This window comes from uncultured Plantibacter sp., from assembly GCF_963518075.1.
In the GTDB taxonomy this organism is placed as follows: domain Bacteria; phylum Actinomycetota; class Actinomycetes; order Actinomycetales; family Microbacteriaceae; genus Plantibacter; species Plantibacter flavus_A.
In genome coordinates this window covers 293,688-314,702 of sequence record NZ_CAUQHZ010000002.1, presented here as the reverse complement: position 1 = coordinate 314,702, position 21,015 = coordinate 293,688, and the positions used below count along the sequence as shown (strand labels likewise).

At 70.1% G+C, this 21,015-nt stretch carries 17 protein-coding genes and 1 pseudogene; 5 read left to right on the top strand and 13 right to left on the bottom strand.

Going from position 1 to position 21,015, the window contains the following annotated elements:
* Positions 1-40: 40 nt before the first annotated feature.
* The 3 genes from RWN05_RS05160 to RWN05_RS05150 all read right to left on the bottom strand — a co-directional run bounded on the left by RWN05_RS05160 (position 41) and on the right by RWN05_RS05150 (position 2,341).
* On the bottom strand, positions 41-1,084 hold the full coding sequence (locus RWN05_RS05160; RefSeq protein ID WP_314138808.1) for an LLM class flavin-dependent oxidoreductase: 1,044 nt from the start codon (positions 1,082-1,084) through the stop codon (positions 41-43).
* 69 nt (positions 1,085-1,153) lie between these two features.
* A complete protein-coding gene (locus tag RWN05_RS05155; RefSeq protein WP_314138806.1) occupies positions 1,154-1,504 on the bottom strand; it encodes a hypothetical protein in 351 nt (116 codons plus the stop codon).
* A gap of 177 nt (positions 1,505-1,681) precedes the next feature.
* Complete coding sequence (locus RWN05_RS05150) at positions 1,682-2,341, bottom strand: ThuA domain-containing protein (RefSeq protein WP_314138805.1); 660 nt, start codon at positions 2,339-2,341, stop codon at positions 1,682-1,684.
* 211 nt (positions 2,342-2,552) lie between these two features.
* Between RWN05_RS05150 and RWN05_RS05145 the strand changes: the two genes are divergently transcribed.
* Together RWN05_RS05145 and RWN05_RS05140 are read left to right on the top strand one after the other, a co-directional pair.
* Positions 2,553-3,908, top strand: coding sequence for an aminotransferase class I/II-fold pyridoxal phosphate-dependent enzyme (locus tag RWN05_RS05145; RefSeq protein WP_314138804.1), 1,356 nt, complete (start codon positions 2,553-2,555; stop codon positions 3,906-3,908).
* Positions 3,905-5,236: an LLM class flavin-dependent oxidoreductase gene (locus tag RWN05_RS05140; protein WP_079002443.1), complete on the top strand. Its 1,332-nt coding sequence runs from the start codon at positions 3,905-3,907 to the stop codon at positions 5,234-5,236. The genes RWN05_RS05145 and RWN05_RS05140 overlap by 4 nt, the downstream gene beginning before the upstream one ends.
* A gap of 12 nt (positions 5,237-5,248) precedes the next feature.
* On the opposite strand, the gene RWN05_RS05135 is transcribed toward RWN05_RS05140, so the two are convergent.
* Both RWN05_RS05135 and arfB read right to left on the bottom strand, forming a co-directional pair.
* Positions 5,249-6,235, bottom strand: coding sequence for an NAD(P)-dependent oxidoreductase (locus tag RWN05_RS05135; RefSeq protein ID WP_079002442.1), 987 nt, complete (start codon positions 6,233-6,235; stop codon positions 5,249-5,251).
* A 111-nt stretch (positions 6,236-6,346) separates the two neighbouring features.
* Positions 6,347-6,769, bottom strand: a complete 423-nt coding sequence (gene arfB / locus RWN05_RS05130; protein ID WP_079002441.1) for an alternative ribosome rescue aminoacyl-tRNA hydrolase ArfB — start codon at positions 6,767-6,769, stop codon at positions 6,347-6,349.
* Between the two features lie 79 nt (positions 6,770-6,848).
* Here arfB and RWN05_RS05125 point away from each other — a divergent pair, with 79 nt between their 5' ends.
* Positions 6,849-7,856: a diacylglycerol kinase family protein gene (locus tag RWN05_RS05125; protein ID WP_314138801.1), complete on the top strand. Its 1,008-nt coding sequence runs from the start codon at positions 6,849-6,851 to the stop codon at positions 7,854-7,856.
* A 7-nt stretch (positions 7,857-7,863) separates the two neighbouring features.
* On the opposite strand, the gene RWN05_RS05120 is transcribed toward RWN05_RS05125, so the two are convergent.
* The 8 genes and pseudogenes from RWN05_RS05120 to RWN05_RS05085 all read right to left on the bottom strand — a co-directional run bounded on the left by RWN05_RS05120 (position 7,864) and on the right by RWN05_RS05085 (position 17,464).
* Entirely contained in the window at positions 7,864-8,568 is a 705-nt protein-coding gene (locus tag RWN05_RS05120) for a cyclodeaminase/cyclohydrolase family protein (RefSeq protein ID WP_314138800.1), read from the bottom strand.
* A 30-nt stretch (positions 8,569-8,598) separates the two neighbouring features.
* Complete coding sequence (locus RWN05_RS05115; RefSeq protein WP_314138799.1) at positions 8,599-9,609, bottom strand: LacI family DNA-binding transcriptional regulator; 1,011 nt, start codon at positions 9,607-9,609, stop codon at positions 8,599-8,601.
* A 49-nt stretch (positions 9,610-9,658) separates the two neighbouring features.
* Positions 9,659-10,444: a DUF6805 domain-containing protein gene (locus tag RWN05_RS05110; protein WP_314138820.1), complete on the bottom strand. Its 786-nt coding sequence runs from the start codon at positions 10,442-10,444 to the stop codon at positions 9,659-9,661.
* Between the two features lie 9 nt (positions 10,445-10,453).
* Positions 10,454-11,910, bottom strand: a pseudogene (locus RWN05_RS05105) (beta-L-arabinofuranosidase domain-containing protein); the annotation flags it as partial.
* A 2-nt stretch (positions 11,911-11,912) separates the two neighbouring features.
* Positions 11,913-14,273 carry a glycoside hydrolase family 3 N-terminal domain-containing protein gene (locus RWN05_RS05100; RefSeq protein WP_314138798.1) on the bottom strand — a complete coding sequence of 787 codons (2,361 nt, stop codon included), beginning with the start codon at positions 14,271-14,273 and terminating at the stop codon, positions 11,913-11,915.
* Positions 14,270-15,163, bottom strand: a complete 894-nt coding sequence (locus RWN05_RS05095; RefSeq protein WP_079002436.1) for a carbohydrate ABC transporter permease — start codon at positions 15,161-15,163, stop codon at positions 14,270-14,272. Before RWN05_RS05095 ends, RWN05_RS05100 begins: the two co-directional genes overlap by 4 nt.
* Positions 15,163-16,122 carry a carbohydrate ABC transporter permease gene (locus RWN05_RS05090; protein WP_064293740.1) on the bottom strand — a complete coding sequence of 320 codons (960 nt, stop codon included), beginning with the start codon at positions 16,120-16,122 and terminating at the stop codon, positions 15,163-15,165. Before RWN05_RS05090 ends, RWN05_RS05095 begins: the two co-directional genes overlap by 1 nt.
* An 82-nt stretch (positions 16,123-16,204) precedes the next feature.
* Entirely contained in the window at positions 16,205-17,464 is a 1,260-nt protein-coding gene (locus RWN05_RS05085; protein ID WP_314138797.1) for an extracellular solute-binding protein, read from the bottom strand.
* A 258-nt stretch (positions 17,465-17,722) separates the two neighbouring features.
* Here RWN05_RS05085 and RWN05_RS05080 point away from each other — a divergent pair, with 258 nt between their 5' ends.
* Both RWN05_RS05080 and RWN05_RS05075 read left to right on the top strand, forming a co-directional pair.
* Positions 17,723-18,721: a LacI family DNA-binding transcriptional regulator gene (locus RWN05_RS05080; protein WP_071260028.1), complete on the top strand. Its 999-nt coding sequence runs from the start codon at positions 17,723-17,725 to the stop codon at positions 18,719-18,721.
* Positions 18,722-18,773: 52 nt separating this feature from the next.
* Positions 18,774-20,984 (top strand): alpha-galactosidase, encoded by a 2,211-nt coding sequence (locus RWN05_RS05075; RefSeq protein WP_314138796.1) that lies wholly within the window; start codon positions 18,774-18,776, stop codon positions 20,982-20,984.
* The last annotated feature ends 31 nt before the right edge of the window (positions 20,985-21,015 follow it).

The following is a 21,015-nucleotide window of genomic DNA, read 5'->3' as shown; positions in this document are numbered from 1 at the left end:
CACTGTACGCGCGACCGGAAGGCGTCTCCGACTGGCCCGCTCAGGAGGGACGGGACTCTCCGTCCGCGGCCGGTCGCCAGCCGAGGGCGGGCCCGAGCGCGCCGGCGATGTCGGTGAGTAGTTGCGTGTAGTCGTCCGGTTCGAGTGTGAACGGGAGGGCGAAGGCGACCTCGTCGACCTCCTGGAAGCCGGCGTGCTCGTGCAGCCGCTCCGCGATCTCCGCACTGCTGCCGACGAGGTCCTCCGCGAAGAGCATCCGCCGCGGCCCATGGGCGACGCCGACGCGGTGCCGTCTCGAGTCGACGTACTCGCGGTACCGGGCTCGCTGGGTCGCCGTCGCGGAATCCGTCGGGATGACCACGAGCCCCTGCGACACGCGGGCCCGCTCACCCGCCGGGTGGAGTTCTCGGAACCGACGCACCTGAGCGGCCTGGTTCGCCGCGAAGTCCGTCGTGCCGTCCTCGGCGGCGATGACGCTGCTCGTGAGCAGGTTGAAGGACTGCTCACCGGCCCAACCCGCCGACCGCAGGCTGCCGGCTCCGTACCAGAGCCGCTCCGCCAGACCGTCGGCATGCGGCTCGACCCGTGAGGAGTAGTCCTCCTGGCCCTCACGACCGGCGCTGTCACTGACGACGTCACCGCGGATGAAGGAGCGGAGGCGCAGGACGCGGTCGTAGCCGAGGTCCTCCTGGTCGAGCGTCGACGGGTAGATCGCGTGCTTGAACGCGTCGAAGCGCATCGGCTCACCGGTGCTGAAGCCGGGAAGCAGCCTGCCGCCCGAGAGGACGTCGACCGTGCCCAGGTCCTCTGCGAGCCGGAAGGGGTTCTCCGCGCCGAGCGGTGTGACCGCGGTGCCGAGCGCGATGCGCTTCGTGCGCTGCGTCGCCGCCGCGAGGACGGCGACCGGTGAGGAGATGCCGAACTGCAGATGCCGGTGCCGCAGCCAGGCGCTGTCGAACCCCAGGCGTTCACCGAGCTCGATGAGCTGCAGGGTCGCCTCGTGCCCGGCCGCCGGCTCCTCGGGGTCGAACAGGCCCATCGTGAGGAACCCGAGTCTGCGGAGCGGTGCTGAGGATCTGGCCATGCATCGACTCTACGACGCCGTTCCGACGCGACGATGCTGCAGGAGCCGGACGTGCCCGCGCCGCGGGTGTCAGTTCGGCGAGCCGGCCAGCACGGTGAACATGGCGCCGATGCTCCCGAGGATGAAGAGCATCGTTCCGAGCTGCATGGTCAACGACTTGTTCCGGGACGCCGTCGGGACGTCCACCTCCAGGATCGGACACCCGGACCAACCGAGCAGACCGATGCTCAAACCCACGATGACCGAGCAGCACCACCAGACCACGCGGAGTCCCTCGGCGAGGACCGCCGGTCGCCAACCTGAGCTGAGGAGGAGCCCGAGGACGATCGCGGTGCTCCCGACCGCGACGCCGAACCAGACGGTTCCGGTGCGCATGATGCGCTGGACGTTGTTCTCGGGTGACATGAGGTCCTGTGACACGTGGTGCGGCTTTCTCGAGGTTCTGATTCCTGACGAGGGCCACATCCGGCCGTCATGGTCGCTCGCAGCCCCGAACAGGAGCATAGACCCGGTCGCGGGAGGCGACTCCCGTTCGACGGGGGCTTGCGCCGACGAGGGTCGCGACACAGACGAAGCCGATCGAGGATCCGTGACGGATCACGCAGACGGCGCCCGGGCCACCCACCGTGCCAGCGTCGCGAGCAGTGCACGGTGCTCAGCCGAGGCGTAGGATCGCTCGTCGTGTCCGAGTGCGTCGACGGCGACGCGCGAGGGCCCCACCTCGCGGACCCACACCGCAGGGAACCGCTCGCCGTCGACGTCGTGCTCGGCGACGGTGGTGCTCCGACCGACGGGTTGCAGCCGCAGGTACTGTTCGTCGTCCACGGGGATGTCGCCGAGCGCTCCGCCGTCGGGCGATGCCAGGCCGCGGACGACGGTCGGGCCCATCGGCGGATGCCAGGACACGCCGGGCAGCCAGAGCGCCCCGATCGTCGGCGCCCAGTCCGGGTAGTCGCGGAGTGAGGCGAGCGCCGCATGCATCGCGAGGACACCGATCCCCCGACCGAGTGCCTCCGCGAAGCCGTCGATCGCGGCAGCAGGCGCTCGGCCCGGATCCTCGGACCGCCACGGGTCGCCGGCGTTGACCACCAGGAGCTCCACGCCCTCGAGTCGCGTCATCGCACGATCGACGTCCTCGTCGATCTGGACCGCGAAGCCGGCCGTCTCCAGGACCTCCGCGATGAGCGGGCTCGTGCGCGCGTACGGGTGCCACGGATCCGCATACCGACCGCTCCCCGATGCGATGAGTGCTTCCACGGTTCCCCCTCGTCCGATCCGTCGGCGCCGGTCACCGTGTGCGCGGCCGACGTCTCTCCAGGGTACGGGGCCTCTCCCGACGGCTGCGTCGCCGGCCGATTGTGTCCGCACATGTCGTCGTCACCTGCGCCCGCCCCGATCCCGACCGTAGAGTGCCTGTCACCGACGCCGGGGCGTCGACGACGGCCGAGCTGACGGAGAGGACGAGGCGATGCACGAGCGGGATCGAGGGGGCTTCAGCACCCGACAGCTGCACGCCGGTGGTGCACCCGATGCGCCGCTCCAGCCGCGGGCTCTGCCGATCTACGCGAGTGCCGGGTTCGTGTTCGCGGACTTCGACGAGGCGGAGCAGCGGTTCGGCCCGGACCCTGGTGGCTACAGCTACAGCCGGGTCGGCAATCCGACGATCGACGCCGTCGAGCGCCGTCTCGCCGCGTTGGAGGGTGGTGTGGACGCGCTGCTCCTCGGCTCCGGACAGGCGGCCGTCGGCGTCGCCCTGCTCTCCCTGCTCGAGGCCGGCGACCACCTGCTCACCGCGCCGAGTCTGTACGAGGGCTCGCGCAGCCTCTTCACGGAGAACTTCGGTCGGCTGGGGATCACCACGAGCGAGGTCTCCGATCCGCTCGACGCCGACGCCTGGGCGCGTGCCATCCGACCCGGGACGCGCGCGATCTTCGTCGAGTCCATTCCGAACCCCCGCAACGACCTCACGGATCTCCGTCTCGTCGCCGACGTCGCCCATGCGCACGGGGTCCCGCTCGTCGTCGACAACACCTTCGCCACGCCCTACCTCCTGCGTCCCATCGAGCACGGCGCCGACATCGTCGTCCACTCGGCCAGCAAGTTCCTGGCGGGGCACGGCACCGTGCTCGGCGGGGTCGTCGTCGACGGCGGCACGTTCGACTGGACCGCTCACGCGGACCGCTATCGTCACCTCACCTGCCCGGTCGCCGCGCTCGGCGGGCTCAGCCACGTCGAGGCGGACGGGCGTGCAGCGCTGGCCGCCTACGCACGGGCATCGGTCGCGCTGCGTCTCGGCCCGACGCCGTCGCCGTTCAACGCGTTCCTCATCGCACAGGGCATCGAGACGCTGTCACTCCGCGTCCAACGGCAGAGCGAGAACGCCCTCGCCCTCGCGACGTGGCTGGCGGGACGGACAGAAGTGGCCTCGGTCGACTACTCGGGGCTCAGCGACAGTCCGTTCCGCGGCCTGGCGGACCGGTATCTGCCGGATGGACAGGGATCGGTGTTCTCGTTCACCCTGCACGGCGGACGGGACGCAGCGCGGACGGTCATCGACCACGTCGGCCTGTTCACGCGGATGACGAACCTCGGCGACGTCCGGTCGCTGATCCTCCACCCGGCCTCGACCACGCACGCCCAGCGTTCGGCCGAGCAGCTCGCGGCGAGCGGCATCGGCCAAGGACTCGTACGGATCTCCGTCGGCATCGAAGACGTCGCCGACCTCATCGCGGACCTCGCCTCGGCGTTCGACGCGCTCCCGGTCCGGGAACCGTCGACGAGCTCCGTCGCGGCCGTCACGGCGGACGAGGCGGTCGCCGCGTGAGTGCCCGGCAACGCTTCGGCTGGTTCCTGTCACGTGGGTTCGGTCCGCACGGTTGGGGGCACCCGTACCTCGACTGGGACTACCGCTGGCAGGAACCTGCTCTTTACCAGCAGGCCGTGCGCGAGCTCGAGCAGGCGGGCCTGGACCTCCTGATCATCGAGGACGCCCTCTCGCTGGGGAACCCCGAGACACTCGACCTCCGCATCCGCGGCGCCTACGGCGGGCCGAAGCACGACCCGCTGAGCCTCGCCCCGTTCCTCTTCGCGGTGACGGAGCGCATCGGCATCATCCCGACCGTGAACCCGTTGCAACTGCCGCCGTACCAGGCGGCACGGCAGTTCGCGACCCTGCAGCACCTCAGTCGCGGACGGTTCGGGGTGAACGTGGTGACCGACGTCGGCAGCAGCCGTCACTTCGGCGAGCCGGTCGTGCCGCACGACATCGCCTATGAGCGGGCGGAGGAGTGGCTGGACGGCGTGCGCGCGCTCTGGCGGAGCTGGCGACCTGGCGCGTACGTGGGTGACACCGCCTCCGGACGCTTCGCCGACGGCCGCCACCTCGACCGCGTCGAGCATCGCGGCGCACACTACGACTTCGACGGGCCGCTCAACGCCCTGCCCTTCGACGAGGACTCCGGTGGGGAGCCCGTCATCGTGTCGCCGGGCTCTTCGCCGCGAGGGCTCGCCTTCACCGGACGACAGTCGGACGTCCAGCTCGCCCTCGCACCGCTCGACATCGCGAGCCTCCGTGCGTACCGGAGGCGGGTCCTCGACGCGTCGGCTGCCGTCGGTCGGGACACCCCTCCCGCGATCCTGTTCGTGTTCAAGCCCGTCATCGTGTCGAGCAGTGCCGAGGCCGACCGTCTCGTCGCCGCCTCGGAACAGCCGGACGATGAGACCCTGCGCTCCGTCGCACTCGCGTGGTCGAGCGACCTGGAGACGGACCTCACCGCGCTCGACCTCGACCGACCGGTGGACCCGTCCGTCTTCGGCGACCACGTGTCGCGCGGCAGCCTCGACGCGTTGCGCGGCCAGCACGAGTCCTTCGCGGCGGCGACGCTCCGGGAGCTGCTCGTGCCGAAGGCACGACTCGGGCGGATCACCGACGGCAGCGGTGTCGTCGGCACGGCGGCTGAGGTGGCCGACCACATCGAACGCGCCGGCAGTGAGGCGGACAACGACGGGTTCATCTTCTCGGGCGACCTCCACCCGGTGACGGTGCACCGCATGCTCGACGAACTCGTGCCGATCCTCCGACGCCGCGGGATCCTGCAGCGTCCGAAAGTCGACGCACCGCACGGACTCCGGAGCTCGTTGCACGCCACCTGAAGGATCGCGTCGTCAGCGGCTCGTGTTCAGGGCTGCTCGTGGTTCGGGCACGTCCAACTCCCCGCGGGCGACGAGCGAACGGACGGACTCGAGGACCGCCTCCGTCGAGGTGTAGGCGGGCTCGTATCCGAGCAGCGACCGTGCCTTGTCGATCGACGCGCAATGGCTCCGCACCAGGTGCTCCCAGGTGGTGTCGGCGTGCTCCTTCGGTGTCTCTGCTCGGAAATGCTCCCAGGTCACCGACTTGAGCTCAGCCGAGCGTCCGAACCAGCCGGCGACGACCTCGGCGTAGCCGCGGACGGTCACCGCGGCGGCCGAGGTCACGTTGAGATCCTCGCCGGCGACACGATCCCGGTTCGCGACGGCGAGCTCGAAGGCCTGCGCGACGTCGTCGGCGTGCACGTGGTGCAGCAGCTCGGCACCGAGTCCGGGGATGCGCAGCGGTGAACCGAGTGCGAGGGTCCGCCAGACCCCGAGGTCGAGGTTGCCGAGCGGGTTGATGGGCGCCCACCCCGGTCCGACGATGTGCCCGGGATGCAGGGAGGTCGTCACCAGTCCTCCGTCGGCGCTCTCCTGCTGGAGCAGTCGGGCGATCTGATCCTTCTGGACACCGTAGTCGCCGAACGGCGCCGTCCCGGAGCCCTCGACGATGGGGACGGACGCGCTGGGACCGTAGCGCCAGATCGATCCGCAGTGGAGCAGCTGGCCCGTGTTGCCGCGCAGCCCCTCGACGAGTGCCGTCGCCGAGGCGACCGTGAAGCAGACCAGATCGATGACGACGTCCGGACCGAGATCCGCGATGCGTCGTGCGAAGACACCGTCCCGGTCCTCGGCCTCCCGATCGGCCCGGACCCGCTCGACCTGGTCCCACTCGGGAACCTCCGTGTACGGCGAACGATCGCCGCGGCTCACGCTCACGACCTCGTGGCCGGCCCGGACGAGTCGCGGGACGAGGAAGGTGCCGATGTGGCCGGTCCCTCCGATGACGACGATGCGCATGGTGTTCCTCCGTTCGCGCACGACGACGGCGTCGACGGGTGCGCTCTCCGGGAACGCTAATGGACCGGACCGTCCGACGCACGCCCTTGCGGGAGGCGACGTGGTGACCCGCTAGTCGTCGGAGGGACGTCGTCGTTGCTGTTTGGTGGCGCTCCGCTGCTGTTTCGCGGCGAGGTGGCGTCGCGCCGATCCGCGGGTCGGACGCGTGGACCGGCGCGTCGGCGCCGGCGGCGCGAGGGCCGACCTGATGCGCGTCGCGAGCGCTTCGAGTGCGAGTTCGCGGTTCCGGAGCTGCGATCGCTCGCGGGAGACGGTCACGGTGATGGCTCCGCCGACCAGCCGAGCGTCGAGCCGCTCGAGCAGTCGGTCTCGTTGCTCGTCGGTGAGGACGGCCGACTCTGCCACACTCCATGTCAATTGGACACGGCTGTCGGAGGTGTTCACGTGCTGTCCGCCCGGGCCGGACGACCGGGAGAAACGCCACTGCAGCTCGGCTGCTGGGATCGTCAGTCCGGGCGACACCTCGAGGTCCATGGGGCAAGCGTCTCACGAACCCGCGGCACGGCTCGCGTCCACCGCTGGTTCCGAGCCGGTGCCTCCTATCCTTGACGCTGTGAACGATGCACCAGCCGAACGCGGACGTCGACGCGCAGCCGTCGTCGTCAATCCCTCCAAGGTCGACATCGAGGTCCTCCGCTCGGCCGTCGCAGCCGCTGAATCGACGCACGGACTGGCACCCTCCACCTGGCACGAGACGAGCGCCGACGACGACGGCCGGGGTGCGTCCGCGGCCGCGATCGCCTCGGCACCCTCGCTCATCCTGGTCGCAGGAGGCGATGGGACACTGCGGGTCGCCGCCGAGGCCATCGCCTCCACCGGCATCCCCCTCGGGCTGGTCCCGGCCGGAACGGGGAACCTCTTCGCCCGCGCGCTCGGCCTGCCGTTGGGCGACCTCAAGCGGTCGGTCGACATCGCCTGTTCAGGGCGAGACCAGGTGGTCGACGTCGGTCAGGTCAGTCTCGGGCGCAGCGACGGCACGAACCGGGACGAGGTCTTCCTCGTCATGGCCGGTATCGGCCTCGACGCGCACATGGCGGGCCACACCAATGAGCGGCTGAAGCGACGGATCGGCTGGCTCGCCTACTCCGATCCGATCGCGCGGAGCATCATCGGCAACCGGCAGTTCGATCTGCACTATCGACTGGACGACCGTCCGGAGGCGGCTGCCCGAGCGCATACGATCATCGTCGGGAACTCCGGCACGCTCACCGGCGGGGTCCTGCTGCTCCCGGAGGCCGTCGTGGACGACGGCCTCCTCGATGCCGTCATGCTGCGCCCCGGCAAGGGTCCGGGTTGGGGGAACATCGGTTACCGTCTGACGTTCAACCGGATGCTGCACCGCACGCGGTTCGGCCGACTGGTCGGACGATTCTCGCCGAAGGCACGCGCGATCAGCTACGCACAGGCGCGGACGATGCATCTCAGACTCGAGGAGCCGCAGGAGATCCAACTGGACGGCGACTCGCACGGTTCGGTGATCTCGGTCTCGCTGAGGAACCTGCACCACGCCCTGATCGTCCGGGTTCCGAGCGGCCCGGCTGCGCGCCCCGGCGGGCGCTGACCACCGGCTACGACGCCGCGTCGGTGGGAGCGGCCTCGGGGTCGATCGACGCCGCGAGCCGGTCGATCCGCTCGAGGGCGCGGTCGAACACGGGGACGAGTTCCCACAGGCGCGGCTCGTCGGCGCGGATCTCCTCGAGGGAGCCGTGTGCGCTGCGGACCGAACCGAGATCGAAGCTGACGTTGGTCCGCGCTCCCGTGATCGCCGCGCGGAGTGCACCGATCGCCACCGCCACGTCGGCGATCAACGCCGGGTTGCCGTGCTCGGTCAGCCAGGCGAGATCGTCGATCGCGTCGACGGCATGCTCGCCCAGCCGAGCCGAGGCCGCGGCCGCCTCGATGGACGCAACACGGATCGCCTCGTCGCGTCCGACGCCGGCCGGTAGACGGAAGGCGCTGCCGAACGCTCGCGAGGCGTGGGCGTCCTCGTCGGCCAGACGCAGCGCCAGCTCGGAGCGTGCCTCAGCGCGAGCGCGGAGTGCGGCGATCGTCGCCTCGGTCTCGGCCGAGTCCCGCCCGCTCGCGTCCTCGGTGGCGTGCGTGGTTCGGGTGTAGCCGGCGACCATCGCGGTGAGGCCTGCGGCGATCGCCAGCATGAGTCCGGATGCGGCCCCGCCGCCGGGGTTCCCGGTCGCCGTGCCGAGCGCCCGCATCCACGCCGACACGCTCGAGTGCTCGGTCGACACGTCTTCGGTATCCGATGGTCCCGTCATGGCGACCATTCTCCCGCGTCCGCGTCCGCGTCAGCTCGAGGCGCGGACGATGAGTTCGGTCGGGAACTCCGCGCGGTCCCCGGGGTCCGTCCCGGGCTCCGCCTCGAGGACGAGCTGAACCGCACGCGCGGCCATCGCGCGCATCGGCTGGCGCACGGTCGTCATCGGCGGCGGCATCAGCCTGGACTGCGGGAGGTCGTCGAAGCCGACGACCCTGATGTCGTCGGGGATGCGGAGCTGGAGCTCCTCAGCGGCGCGGTAGACGCCGTAGGCCATCTCGTCGTTGCAGCTGAAGACGCCGATCGGGAGCCCGCCCTGCCTGAGCAGCTTGCGCACGGAGACGAACGCACTCTCCGAGGACCAGGGCGACGAGATCTCCTCGACCGTCGCCCCGTCGGCGTGCCGTTCGACCGCCGCTCGGAAACCGGCCTCCCTCGCACGGCCGAACCGGTACTTCGGTCGGCCGGTGATGATGAGGAACCGACGTGTCCCCCGCCGTGCGAGATGCCGACCCGCGTCGAAGCCGCCCTGCCAGTCGGTGGACCCGACGCTCGGCAGGCTCCGCGCCGGCTCCGCACGCGGATCGAGGAGCGCGACGGGGATGTTGGCCGAGGCGAGGATGTCGAGCTGGGACACGTTGGGACGGATGAGGCACACGACGACACCGGCCGATCCCCGCGCACGTGCCCGACTGGGCCAGTCGTCGACCATCGACTCGCTCTCCGGCGTGAGCACCAGATCGTAGTTCGCCGCAGCGGCCGCCCGCCGCACACTCGTCACGACCGTGTTCGCCCAGGGGTCGTCCCACTGACTCATCGCCAGGTCGAGCAGGCGCGGGACCGAGCGAGGTCGACCGCGACGTTGTGCTGCGCGGTCGTAGCCGAGGTCGTGCGCTGCAGCGAGGATGCGGTCCCTGGTGTCCGGGGATGCATGGCGCTTCCCGGCGAGCACCCGGGAGACGAGCGACACCGAGCATCCCGACCTCGCGGCGACGTCCGCGAGCGTCACGCTGAGATCTTCCCGCTCCGGCGTCGTCGTCATGGCTCCATGCTCCCGCATCCCGGGGTGCTGTGTGCGCCGGTACCGGTGGTCAGGCGCCCTCTGCGGTCAGCACTCGGAGCTCGGTGCACCGCGGGGTCTCGCGATCCGGCTGCGCGACGAGCGCGAACCGCCGGACACCCCACCCGGCGCTGGTGGGTGTCAGCGGGTACTCCGCCCACTCCAGGTCGTCGTCTCGCCCGACCTCCCGCGGAGCGATCGGCGTACCGTCGATCTCCAGGGTGAAACCGTGGCCCGCCTGATCGTGCAGCCAGGTCACTCTGACGACCCGGCCGAGGAGATGCGGATCGACGAGCCTCACGGACAGACGCTCGGCCGTGCTCCGCCAGCGGATCCCACCCACCGCGCCACTGACGCTGGAGCGCCCCTCGAACCCGTGATCCGCCTCCGGCTGCTGCTCGCCCAGAGCGACCCGGTCGACCGTCCGTCCGTCGATGCTCGCGGCGCGTCGGTCCCGCTCGACCAAGGCGGTGCGGCGCCGGTCGACGGCGTCCTCGTCCGCCGACGACGCCACGGGGAACGTGACGGTGTACCGCGCGTCGTGCAGGCCTGCGAACGGTTCCAACGGGATCGGTCCTCGGTCCGAGTCGACCCGGAGTCGCCCGTCGGCGTCCCGGTAGGGCACAGCCGTCCGCGTGACGATCGGTGCCGAGGCGAGCGGGGTGAGCGGGCCGACCGCCGTGTGCGGGGCGTGCGGCCGATCGGCCAGCACGACGCCGGTCGGGAGCGACTCACCACGGGCCGCCAGGACGGACGGACCCCAGAGGAGCGAGATCCAGTCCGAGCCGTCCGGGTACGGTTCCGCACGACCGCCCATGGTGAGCTCGAACGACACGGTGTCGCCGTCGCTCCACTCACGCTCCACGACGAGATGGCCGCGTTCGCGTTCGGCGGTCACCGGAGCGCCGTTGAGGAACATCTCGGGTGTCGGATCACTCCACCCGGGGACCCGGACGCGGAGCCGGAACCGCCGCGAGCCGGTGAGCCCGAGGGTGAGTCCGACCACGCCGTCGGACGGGAAGGCCGTCCGTTGCTGCAGCTCGAGACCGAGTTCCGGGATCCGCACGACGGAGGGCGCAAAGAGCTCGACCGACACCGTGTCGTCGTCGAACCGGTACAGCGACTCGCCGTGTTTCGCGTGACTCTCCAGACCGGTCCCGACGCAGCACCAGAAGCTGTGCTCCGGCGAGGAGTAGACGCGGTAGTGGTCGGGTCGCATGGAGGTGAAGTAGACGAGGCCGCCGTGCTCGGGGTGCTGCGATGACAGGAGGTGGTTGAAGAGGATCCGTTCGAGCGCGTCGGCGATCGCCGGGTCGGACTCGTCGGCACTGAGCCGTCGGCCCAGCTTGATGAGGTTGTAGCTGTTGCAGGTCTCCGGCCCCTCCCGATCCTCGGTCATCGGGGTGAAGTCGTCGATGGCATGGAAGTGCTCCCGGACACTGTTGCCGCCGATCGCGACCGTGCGCCGCGTCAGGATCGTCTCCCAGGCGAACCGGGCCGCGCGGGCGAGGGCCGGATCGTCGCTCCGCGTGGCGAGGGCGGCGAAGCCGACGAACTGCGGGATACGGGTGTTGGCGTGCAGGCCGGTCAGTTCGTCGGACCGGCGCGACAGCGGTTCGCTGAGGGCGACGGATGTGAAGCGGGCGGCCATCGCGAGATGTCGGGCGTCGCCCGTGAGGTCGAAGAGGTCGACGTACGCCTCGTTCATCCCTCCGATCTCGGTCTCGAGCATGAGCTGGAAGTGCTCGTCGTCGATCCCCGCGGCAAGCTCCTCCCACCAGGTGGCGAGGCGCAGGACCACATCACGTGCCGCGTGGTCCCCCGTCAAGCGGGCCGCGTCGATGAGCCCGGCGTACAGCTTGTGCAGGTTGTACCAGGGCACCCAGCGCCCGGCACGGAAGGTCGATTCGGTGATCCCCGCTGCGACCTCGGCCCAGAGCTCGGCACTCCGAGGGACACCACCGACGTATCCGGTCCCCAGATGGTCCTGTGCGCGGGCCAGTTCGGCGACCGTGTACTCGAGCCGGGAACGCAGGACGTCGTCCCCGGTGGAGGCACCATCAGGGAGCAGGCCGAGAGGTAGTGTCCGGCGGTATGGCCGTCGAGTCCGCGCACCTCCCAGTCGTCGTAGGACGCCGCCCGGGGCTCCAGGCCCGCCTCACGGAGGAACGGGGCGAGCAGACGATCGGGCTCGAGGGCTCGCAGGTAGGCGCGGTCGGCCTCCTGCGCTCGGAACAGGGGCCCACCCGTGAGGGTGACCTGGGTGATCGGGACGAACGGCATGGTCAGGCCTTCCTCGCGCCCGCACCGACGGGCCGCCAGTCCACGCGGAGCTCGCGCGGCCCGACCAGCTCCCGCCGGTTGCCGGTCACCTCGATCGTGCGGGTGAGCGGACGCTCGAGCGCCGATGGCCCGGCGGACAGCACGTACGTCCCCGGTTCGACCACCCGGCGGCCGTCGACCCCGGTGAAGGACAAGCGGTCGGCCGACACCGAGAAACGCACGGTCGTCGACGTCCCGGCAGCGACCGTGAGGCGTGCGAACGCGAGCAGCTCGACCGACGGGCGCACGACCGAGGCCAACGGATCCGTGCCGTAGAGCTGGATCACCTCGACGGCGTCCTCGACACCCATGTTCTCGACCGTGACGTCGACGAGGACCTCGCCGTCGACGGCGAGCTCCGCTGCACTCGTGAGCGATCGGTAGCGGACGTCCCCGGCGGTGAGGCCGTGACCGAACGGGAAGAGCGGCGTGGGGTCGAGCACGCTGATCCCGCGGGACGCCAGACCGAGCGGCGGCTGCAGGTACGTGCCCGGCATGGCCGGTGAGCGAGGGATCTGCACCGGGAGCCGTCCGCTCGGCCTCACGCGGCCGGACAGCAGCCCCGCGACGGCTGCTGCGCCCTCCTGGCCGGGGAAGAAGGCCTGGACCAGTGCATCGGCCCGGTCGTAGTCCCCCAGCGCGTAGGGTCGCCCGGACAGCACGGTCAGGACGACGGGCGTCCCGGTCTCGAGGACGGCGAGCACGAGGTCGTGCTGACCCCCGGGGAGGCGCAGGTCCTCGGCGTCGCAGCCTTCTCCCGAGGTGCCATCGCCGAACAGGCCCGCGATGTCACCCACGGCCAGCACGACGACGTCTGCCGAACGGGCGGCTTCGACCGCGGCCGGAACGTCCTCCTGACCGGTCCCGGTGATGCTGCATCCCGGTTCGACGACGATGTCCGCCGTGGGGAACTCGGCACGAACCGCGTCCAGGATCGTCGGGATGGTGATGCCGAGATCGTGCCCGGGGTGTTTCGACAACACGTGGTTGGGGAATGCGTAACAGCCCACGAGACTGCGGAACTGGTCGGCCGCCGGCCCGATCACGGCGATGCGCGCGGTGGTCCGGAGCGGGAGAACTGCGCGGTTCCTGAGGAGGACGACCGACTCCTCGGCCAGACGCGTCGCGATGGCGCGGTTGCGGGGGCCGTCGAGGTCGGTCGATGCGGCGTGCTCCGGCACGAGCGGGCCCCGGTCGAGCAGGCCGAGCTCGATCTTCTGCCGCAGGTGCCGGAGCACGGCTCGGTCGACCAGCCGCTCGTCGAGCGCCCCGTCCTGGACGAGCCCGACGAGACCGGCGCCGTAGCCGGCGGTCTCCGGGAGTTCGACGTCGATCCCGGCGGTGAGGGCGAGCGCGCCGGCCTCCGCCGCACCGCTCGCGACGTGGTGCATGGTCGCGAGGAACGGGATCGCCCAGTAGTCGGCGACGACGGTGCCGTCGAAACCCCAGTCGTCGCGCAGGATGTCGGTGAGCAATTCGACACTGGCACCGGCGGGGACGCCGTCGAGATCGGTGTAGGCGTTCATCACGCTTCGCGCTCCCCCGAGCCGGATCGCCGTCTCGAACGGCGGAAGCACGACATCGGCGAGCTCGCGGCGCCCCATGCTCACCGGGGCATGGTTCTTCGCGCCTCGGGACGCGGCGTAGCCGGCGAAGTGCTTGAGCGTCGCCACGACCCCGGACCGCTCGAGACCACGCACGTACGCGGCGCCGAGCTGGCCGACGAGGTAGGGGTCCTCCCCCAGCGTCTCCTCGACCCGGCCCCAGCGGTAGTCGCGCACGACGTCGAGGACCGGCGCGAGCCCCTGATGGACCCCGACCGAGCGGAGGTCGTCTCCGATCGCCTCCGCCATCCGCTCCACGAGCTCCTCGTCGAACGAGGCGGCCCAGGCGAGCGGCGTCGGGAAGGCGGTCGCACCGAACGCGGCGAACCCCGTCAGACACTCCTCGTGCGCGATCGCGGGGATGCCGAACCGGTTGCCGGCCGCGACCTGCCGTTGCCGTTCCCGCAGGCGATCGACGCCCTCGGCCACCGTCACCGGTTCGGTCCCGAAGATGCGCGTCAACTGCCCGAGGCCACCCGTGAAGTCGCCGGTGGGCGCCGATGTCGGCGCAGCCGGGTCGTCGGAGCCGTCCACGCTCGGCGCGAAGTCGCCCGCCGTCTCGGTGAACCAGACCGAACCGAGCTGACCGACCTTCTCCTCGAGGGTCATCTCATCGAGGAGTGCTCGCGCCCGCTCGTCGGGTGACGCCCGTCGGTCGTTCCAGACGCCGCGGACGATACCCGACGTGGTCGGCGTGACGCCGTCGTGTTGCAGGGTCATCCCTTGAACGCTCCGTCCATGATCCCGGTCACCATGCGCTTGCCGACGAAGATGAACGCGATGAGCAGCGGGATGGTGGCCAGGAACGACCCGGCCATCGCCAGGCCGAGATCGATCGACCGCTGCGACTGCAGGGCCTTGATCGCGATCTGGACCGTGTACATTTCGGGCGACTTCAGGACGATGAACGGCCAGAGGAAGTCGTTCCAGGATCCGACGAAGCCGAGCAGTCCCAGGACGAACGCCGCCGGTCGGATGACCGGGAAGACGATCCGCCAGAAGATCTGCCAGGTGTTGGCACCGTCGAGTCTCGCCGCCTGGAGCAGCTCGTCGCTCACGGAGCTCGAGATGTGCTGACGCATCCAGAAGATGCCGAACGCGCTCGCAAGGCCGGGGACGATGAGCGCCTGAAGCGTGTCCACCCAGTCGAGCGCGGAGATGATCAGGTACTGCGGGATCACGCTCAGCTGCGTCGGCACGGTCATGGTGAGGACCACGAGGATGAACAGCGCGTTGCGGCCGCGGAACTCCAGTTTCGCGAAGGCGAACCCGGCCAGGGCGCAGAGCAGGGCCGATCCGACGCCGATCGACAGCGCGACGATGAGGCTGTTGATCATCGATTGGATGAACGGCACGGTCTCGAGCACGAGCCCCACGAGGTGGAACAGGTTGTCGCCCGGATACAGCCGCGGTGGCAGGGTGGTCGCCGTCGCCGAGTCCGTGGTCGCGACGACGAACATGAAGTACAGCGGGAACATGCTCACGACGACGGCGCACACGAGGAGGACGTAGGTGTACCAGGGGATGCGGCCGATCCGGCCGCCGTTCCGTTTCCGGCCGGCGGAGGTCGCGCTCGCCATCAGCTGGGTGGAGTTGAGCGTCTCGGACATCAGCGTCCTCCTCGGGTGCGGGTGGACAGGAAGAAGTTCAGCAGGGCGACGAGGACGACGATCACGAACAGCGCGACACCGATCGCCGAGCCGTATCCGAACTCGAACTGGCCGAAGCCCTGCTCGTAGAGGAACAGCGTGAGCGTCTGGCACTGTCGTGCCGCACCGCAGGTGAGGCCGGTGGCCGGGTTCACCAGCAGTGGTTCGGTGAACACCTGGAGCCCGCCGATCGTCGACGTGACGATGGTGAACACGATGATGGGACGCAACGACGGGATGGTGATGTAGACGAACTGCTTCCAACCGCCGGCACCGTCGACGGCGGCCGCCTCGTACACGTCGCGAGGGATCGCCTGCAGTGCCGCCAGGTAGAGCAGCGTCGTGTAGCCCGTCCACCGCCAGACGACCATGAGCGCGACGAGGAACCACGAGCCGACCTTGTCGTTGAGGAAGTCGACGTGGTCACCGCCGAAGAAGCTGATGAGGTAGTTGAAGAGCCCGTAGTCACGGTCGAACAGCTGGGCGAACACGATCGTGGTCGCGGCGACCGAGGTGATGTACGGCACGAGCATCGCCATCCGGAACCCCGTGGCGAAGCGCAGGCGGACGTGGTTCAGCAGATGGGCGAGGCCCAGGGCGATGACCAGCTGCGGCACCGTGGAGATGATGAAGATCGCGAAGGTGTTCAGCATCGCGTTCCAGAACCGTGGGTCGGCCGCGAGCCTGGTGAAGTTGTCGAAGCCGATGAAGGTCTGCTGACCGATCGGGTTCCAGTCGAAGAGGGACACGACGAAGGTGAACAGGAGCGGGATCAGCCCGAAGACGGCGAAGATCAGGAAGAACGGGGCGATGTAGACGTAGGGGGCGAAGCGTTCCGGCAGGGTGTTGCGGATGCGCGTCCCGATACCGGGTGGCGACTGTTTGGGCAGCAGCCGAGGTGGAGTGATGTGCGTGGTCACGATGATCCTTCAGGGGCGTTCCGGCGTGTTGCTCGGCCGGAACGCCCCGGGTCGGAGCGGACGAATGGACGGGGCCGTCGGGTCAGCCGCCGAGGGCGTCCTTCACGGCCTTCATCGCGACGTCCCAGGCCTTGTCCGGTGGGGTGTTGCCGGCTTCGACGTCCGTCACGGTGTTGATCATCGCCGAACCGATCGTCGCCGTCTCCGGACCGTTGAAGAACGGCTTGAACTCCTGCAAGGACTTGCCGAGCACGGCACCGATCTTCGAGTCGCCGAAGAACGGGTCGGTGTAGTCGGCGATCGCCGTGGATTCGTAGGCGGAGACCGTGCTGGGCAGGGCTCCGGTGTCGGTGAAGTTCTTCAGCTGCGACTCGGGTGACTGCATCTCCTTGATGTAGGCCCACGCCGCTTCGGGGTTCGACGCGCGCTTCGGGATGGCGAGGTAGCTGCCGCCCCAGTTGCCGGCGACCTTGGGCACCGTCGTCACGCGCCACTGGCCCGAGGTGTCGGGCGCGTCCGTCTTGATGCTCTTCAGCATCCAGGAGGGAGCCGCCATCGCGGCGAAGGCGCCGTTGGTCTTGCCCGTGCTCCAGCCGGTGGAGAAGGCGGGGACGTTCGCGGTGATGCCGGCCTCGATCGCCTTGATCGAGATGTCGAACGCCTCCTTCACCTGCGGATTCGTGTCGTACACGAGCTCACCCTCCGGCGTGTAGTACTTCTCGTCGACCTGGTTCACGGTCTGGAAGAAGACCGAGGTGCCGGCGTTGTCCAGGAACGGCTTCCCGGTGGCGGCGACGTACTGCTGGCCGACGGAGATGAAGTCGTCCCAGGTGGGCCAGAGCGCCGCGACCGCGTCCGGTTCCGACGGCAGGCCGGCGGCCTCGAAGAGGTCGGCACGGTACGCCATCGACATCCCGCCCACGTCGGTCGGTACCCCGATGACGGCGTCGTTCTGAGCCACGGCCTGGTCCCAGACCCACGGCAGGTAGTCCCCGGAGATGTCGTCGGCGCCCATCGTGCTCAGGTCGACGAAGTTGTCGGGGTTCGCGACGAAGTTGGGCATGTCGTCCCCCTGGATGAGCACCAGGTCGGGGACCTTACCGCCGGCCAACGCCGCGGTGAGCGCCTGCGCGGTCTCCTGCGTGCTTCCGACCTCGGTGAGCTTGACGGTGATGTCGGGGTGCGCTTCCTTGTACTTCTCGACATCGGCCTTCTGGTTGATGCCCGTGAAGGACCAGAACTGGAAGGTCTTCTCATCGCCGCCGCCGGACCCGGAACAACCGGTGACCAGGGCGCCGACCATGACGGTGACGGTTGCTGCTGCTGCAAGACGGAATCTCACTGGAAATCCCCCTCCTATGCGGGATCGTGTTCCGCGGTGTCGCGCTACGTTGCGGTCACCGGCCGGAGATCGCTCTCCGGCTCGCGCCGATGTCGACTGGATCGGGGAGCATCCGGACCGTTCGGGCGTGGTGATCACCATAGGCAGCGGGGTTCCGCGGCACCAGGGCAATATTGCGCAACTGGGAGAACGCTCTCTCGGATTCTGCGATGCTCGTTGCCAGACCACCGGCAGGTGGACGATCGCAAAGGAGCGAGGATGCGCAAACCGACCCTGGTCGACGTCGCCCGAGAGGCCGGCGTCTCCCGAGCGACCGCGTCGCGGGTCCTCGCCGGTGCCTCGACGGTCGACGCCTCGATGGTCGTCGCGGTGCGCGAAGCGGCCGCGAAACTGGCCTACCGCACGAATGTCGCAGCCCGGTCGCTCGCCGGGGGCAGGACGGGCGCCGTCGCGATCGTCCTCGCGGCGGGTGAGCTCGAACCCTTCTCCGGATCGTTCGTCGCGGCACCGCTCAAGGGCGCCACCGCCGCGCTCCTGTCGGCAGCCCAGCAGCCCGCGCTCTTCCTCGCCGACCCGCGCCAACTCGACGCGCTCGTCGCCTACCTGGCGGCGCACTACGTGGACGGGGCGGTGGTGATCCTGCAGCACGAGATCAGCACCATCACCCAGGCGCTCGCCTCGGTGGACCTCCCCATCGTCTTCGTCGGCCGCCCGATGGGTGAGCACACGGAGGACGTCACCTTCGTCGACTCCGACAACTACGCCGGCGGTCGGCTCGCCGCGGAACACCTGATCGCGCTCGGCCGAACGCGGATCGGCGTCATCTCGGGCCCCGCCGACATGGCCGCGTCCAGTGACCGTGTCCGAGGCTGGCGAGACGTCCTCACCGAACGCGGCCTCGACACCCGTGCGGTCGCCCGAGGCGACTTCACCATGCCGAGCGGGTCGTCGGCCATGGCTCGGTTGCTCTCCCGGTACCCGGACCTCGACGCCGTCTTCGCGGGCTCGGACCTCATGGCGGTCGGAGCGATGCGCGTCCTCGAGGCCAGTGGCCGCACGGTCCCGGACGACATCGCGCTCGTCGGGTTCGATGACACGGTCGTCGCGGCAACCGCGGAGCCACCGCTGACCTCGGTCCGTCAGCCGTTGGAGCAGATGGGCAGGGTCGCCGCGGAACTCGTCATGGAGCTCATCGCCGGCCGGACGACCGCTCCGCGCTGGCTCGACACCACGCTCGTCGTCCGAGACTCAGCCTGACCTTCGGCCCACCGGCCGTCACACCCGCCTCACCGACCGCTTCGGAGGAACCATGTCCGACCGCTCAGCGACGCTCGAACACCGCGTCGTCCATCTGCAGTGCGACGGCGTCTCCGTCGTCCTCGTCCAGCACGGGACCCGCCTCCCGACGATCGCGCACTGGGGTGCCGCCGTCGATGCCGACGACCTCGAGTGGCTTGCCGCGGCCACAGCCGCCGTGCGCGGGGACCTCGTCGACGGATCGGACGCGCCGTACGAGCCGAGCCTGTTGCCCGAGCACGTGTCGGGCTGGTCGGGTCTCCCGGGGCTCCGGGCGCATCGCGCCGGGACGGCCTGGTCGTCGCGCTTCGATGTGGCCTCGGTCGAGGTCGACAGAGCGGCCCTCCCGGCCGGAGAGGTGCGGCAGTGCGGCGCCGCGCTGGTCGAGGTGACCGCGGTCGACGACCAGACGGGCATCGCTCTCCTCGTGGCGATCGAACTGACACCGAGTGGCCTGCTGCGCACGCGCGTGACGGTCACGAACCGGGGCAACGACCTCCTGGAGATCGAGGGTGTCGTGCCGGCCCTCCCGATCCCGACGTCGGCTCGGGAGATCCTCGACTTCGCCGGTCGGTGGGGCAACGAGAAGCTGCCGCAGCGGCTTCCGGTCACGACCGGGACGCACCTCCGCGAGTCGCGGCACGGTCGCCCCGGTCTCGACGCCACCGGGGTCACCGCGATCGGAACACCGGGGTTCGACAGCCGGACCGGTGACGTCTGGCTGTGCCACGTCGGTTGGAGCGGCAACCACACGATCGGCGTCGAACGCACCGACGGACACCTCGCGTTCCGTGGCGGCGAGCTGCTCCTGCCGGGCGAGGTCCGACTCGGCCCGGGCGAGGACCATCGGACTCCATGGGTGTACGGGGCCCACGGCGTCGGCCTCGATGCCGCCTCGTCGCGGTACCACCGCTGGCTGCGTTCGACCTCGCGGGCGGCTCGGCGTCCGCGCCCCGTCACCCTGAACGTCTGGGAGGCGGTGCTGTTCGATCACGACCTGGAGGTCCTCACCGATTTGGCGACCCGGGCCGCGGCCATCGGCGTCGAGCGCTACGTGCTCGACGACGGATGGTTCCGCGGACGTCACGACGACACCCGCGGCCTCGGTGACTGGACACCGGACCCCGAGCGTTGGCCGGACGGTCTCGCGCCGCTCGCCGACCGGGTGCGATCGCTCGGCATGGAGTTCGGGCTGTGGTTCGAACCCGAGATGATCAACGAGGACTCCGACCTCGCACGCGAGCACCCGGACTGGATCCTGCGGGCGAGGGACGAGCTCCCGTCGCCCGTCCGGCACCAACAGGTGCTCGATCTCGGCAATCCGGCGGCCTTCGACCACATCCTGCAGGCCATCGACACACTGGTCGGCGAGCTCGGGATCGCGTACCTGAAATGGGACCACAACCGCGACCTCGTCGATGCCGGGCATCCGTCGACCGGGCGGGCAGCCGTGCACGACCAGACCGAAGCCCTCTACCGGCTGCTCGACGAGCTCCGATCGCGGCACCCGCACCTCGAGATCGAGAGCTGCGCGTCGGGCGGAGGCCGCGTCGACCTCGGTGTCCTCGAGCGGTCCGATCGCGTCCACACCTCCGACAACCACGACCCGATCGAGCGGGCCCGGATGCTCCGGTGGACGGGACTCCTCGTCCCGCCCGAGATGCTGGGATCGCACGTGGCCTCGGCCAGATCGGCCACGACCGGACGCACGCACACGCTCCACACCCGGTGCGCGGTCGCCCTGCTCGGGCACTTCGGTGTGGAGTGGGACCTGCGCGAGCTCGACGATGCGGATCGGACGACCCTCGCCAGATGGATCACCGTGTTCACGCGTCATCGCGGACTCATCGCCACCGGCCGCGTCGTCGGCGACGGTGAGTGGGACGACGACGCTCCGACCCTGCGCGGGGTCGTCGCGGAGGACGGCACCACCGCGCTGTACACGCTCGTGACTCCCCCGCGGTCGGCCGACTCCCGTCGGCGGGTCCGCCTGCCCGGACTCCGCCCGGACGGTCACTACCGCCTCGCCGTCGCGCAGGACGACTCCCTCGGCCCCCGCTGGGTGATCCCCCAGTGGCTCCGGGATGCGCCGCCACTCGACGCCGACCCGGCCACGCTCGCGGCCGCGCCCGTGCTGAGCGGTGGCCAGCTGGCCGTGATCGGCCTCGACCTCCCCACCTTCCAGCCCGACCGCGCGATCACGATCCTCGTGACCGCCGTCTGACCCACGACCCGCTGCACAGAACAGGACCACA

What these genes read in the sequence shown, in the direction of transcription:
- RWN05_RS05160 (WP_314138808.1), bottom strand. Translation starts at nt 1,084, where the DNA reads ATGGCCAGATCCTCAGCACCGCTCCGCAGACTCGGGTTCCTCACGATG.
- RWN05_RS05145 (WP_314138804.1), top strand. Translation starts at nt 2,553, where the DNA reads ATGCACGAGCGGGATCGAGGGGGCTTCAGCACCCGACAGCTGCACGCC.
- RWN05_RS05135 (WP_079002442.1), bottom strand. Translation starts at nt 6,235, where the DNA reads ATGCGCATCGTCGTCATCGGAGGGACCGGCCACATCGGCACCTTCCTC.
- arfB (WP_079002441.1), bottom strand. Translation starts at nt 6,769, where the DNA reads ATGGACCTCGAGGTGTCGCCCGGACTGACGATCCCAGCAGCCGAGCTG.
- RWN05_RS05120 (WP_314138800.1), bottom strand. Translation starts at nt 8,568, where the DNA reads ATGACGGGACCATCGGATACCGAAGACGTGTCGACCGAGCACTCGAGC.
- RWN05_RS05115 (WP_314138799.1), bottom strand. Translation starts at nt 9,609, where the DNA reads ATGACGACGACGCCGGAGCGGGAAGATCTCAGCGTGACGCTCGCGGAC.
- RWN05_RS05110 (WP_314138820.1), bottom strand. Translation starts at nt 10,444, where the DNA reads ATGGGCGGTCGTGCGGAACCGTACCCGGACGGCTCGGACTGGATCTCG.
- RWN05_RS05100 (WP_314138798.1), bottom strand. Translation starts at nt 14,273, where the DNA reads ATGACCCTGCAACACGACGGCGTCACGCCGACCACGTCGGGTATCGTC.
- RWN05_RS05095 (WP_079002436.1), bottom strand. Translation starts at nt 15,163, where the DNA reads ATGTCCGAGACGCTCAACTCCACCCAGCTGATGGCGAGCGCGACCTCC.
- RWN05_RS05080 (WP_071260028.1), top strand. Translation starts at nt 17,723, where the DNA reads ATGCGCAAACCGACCCTGGTCGACGTCGCCCGAGAGGCCGGCGTCTCC.
- RWN05_RS05075 (WP_314138796.1), top strand. Translation starts at nt 18,774, where the DNA reads ATGTCCGACCGCTCAGCGACGCTCGAACACCGCGTCGTCCATCTGCAG.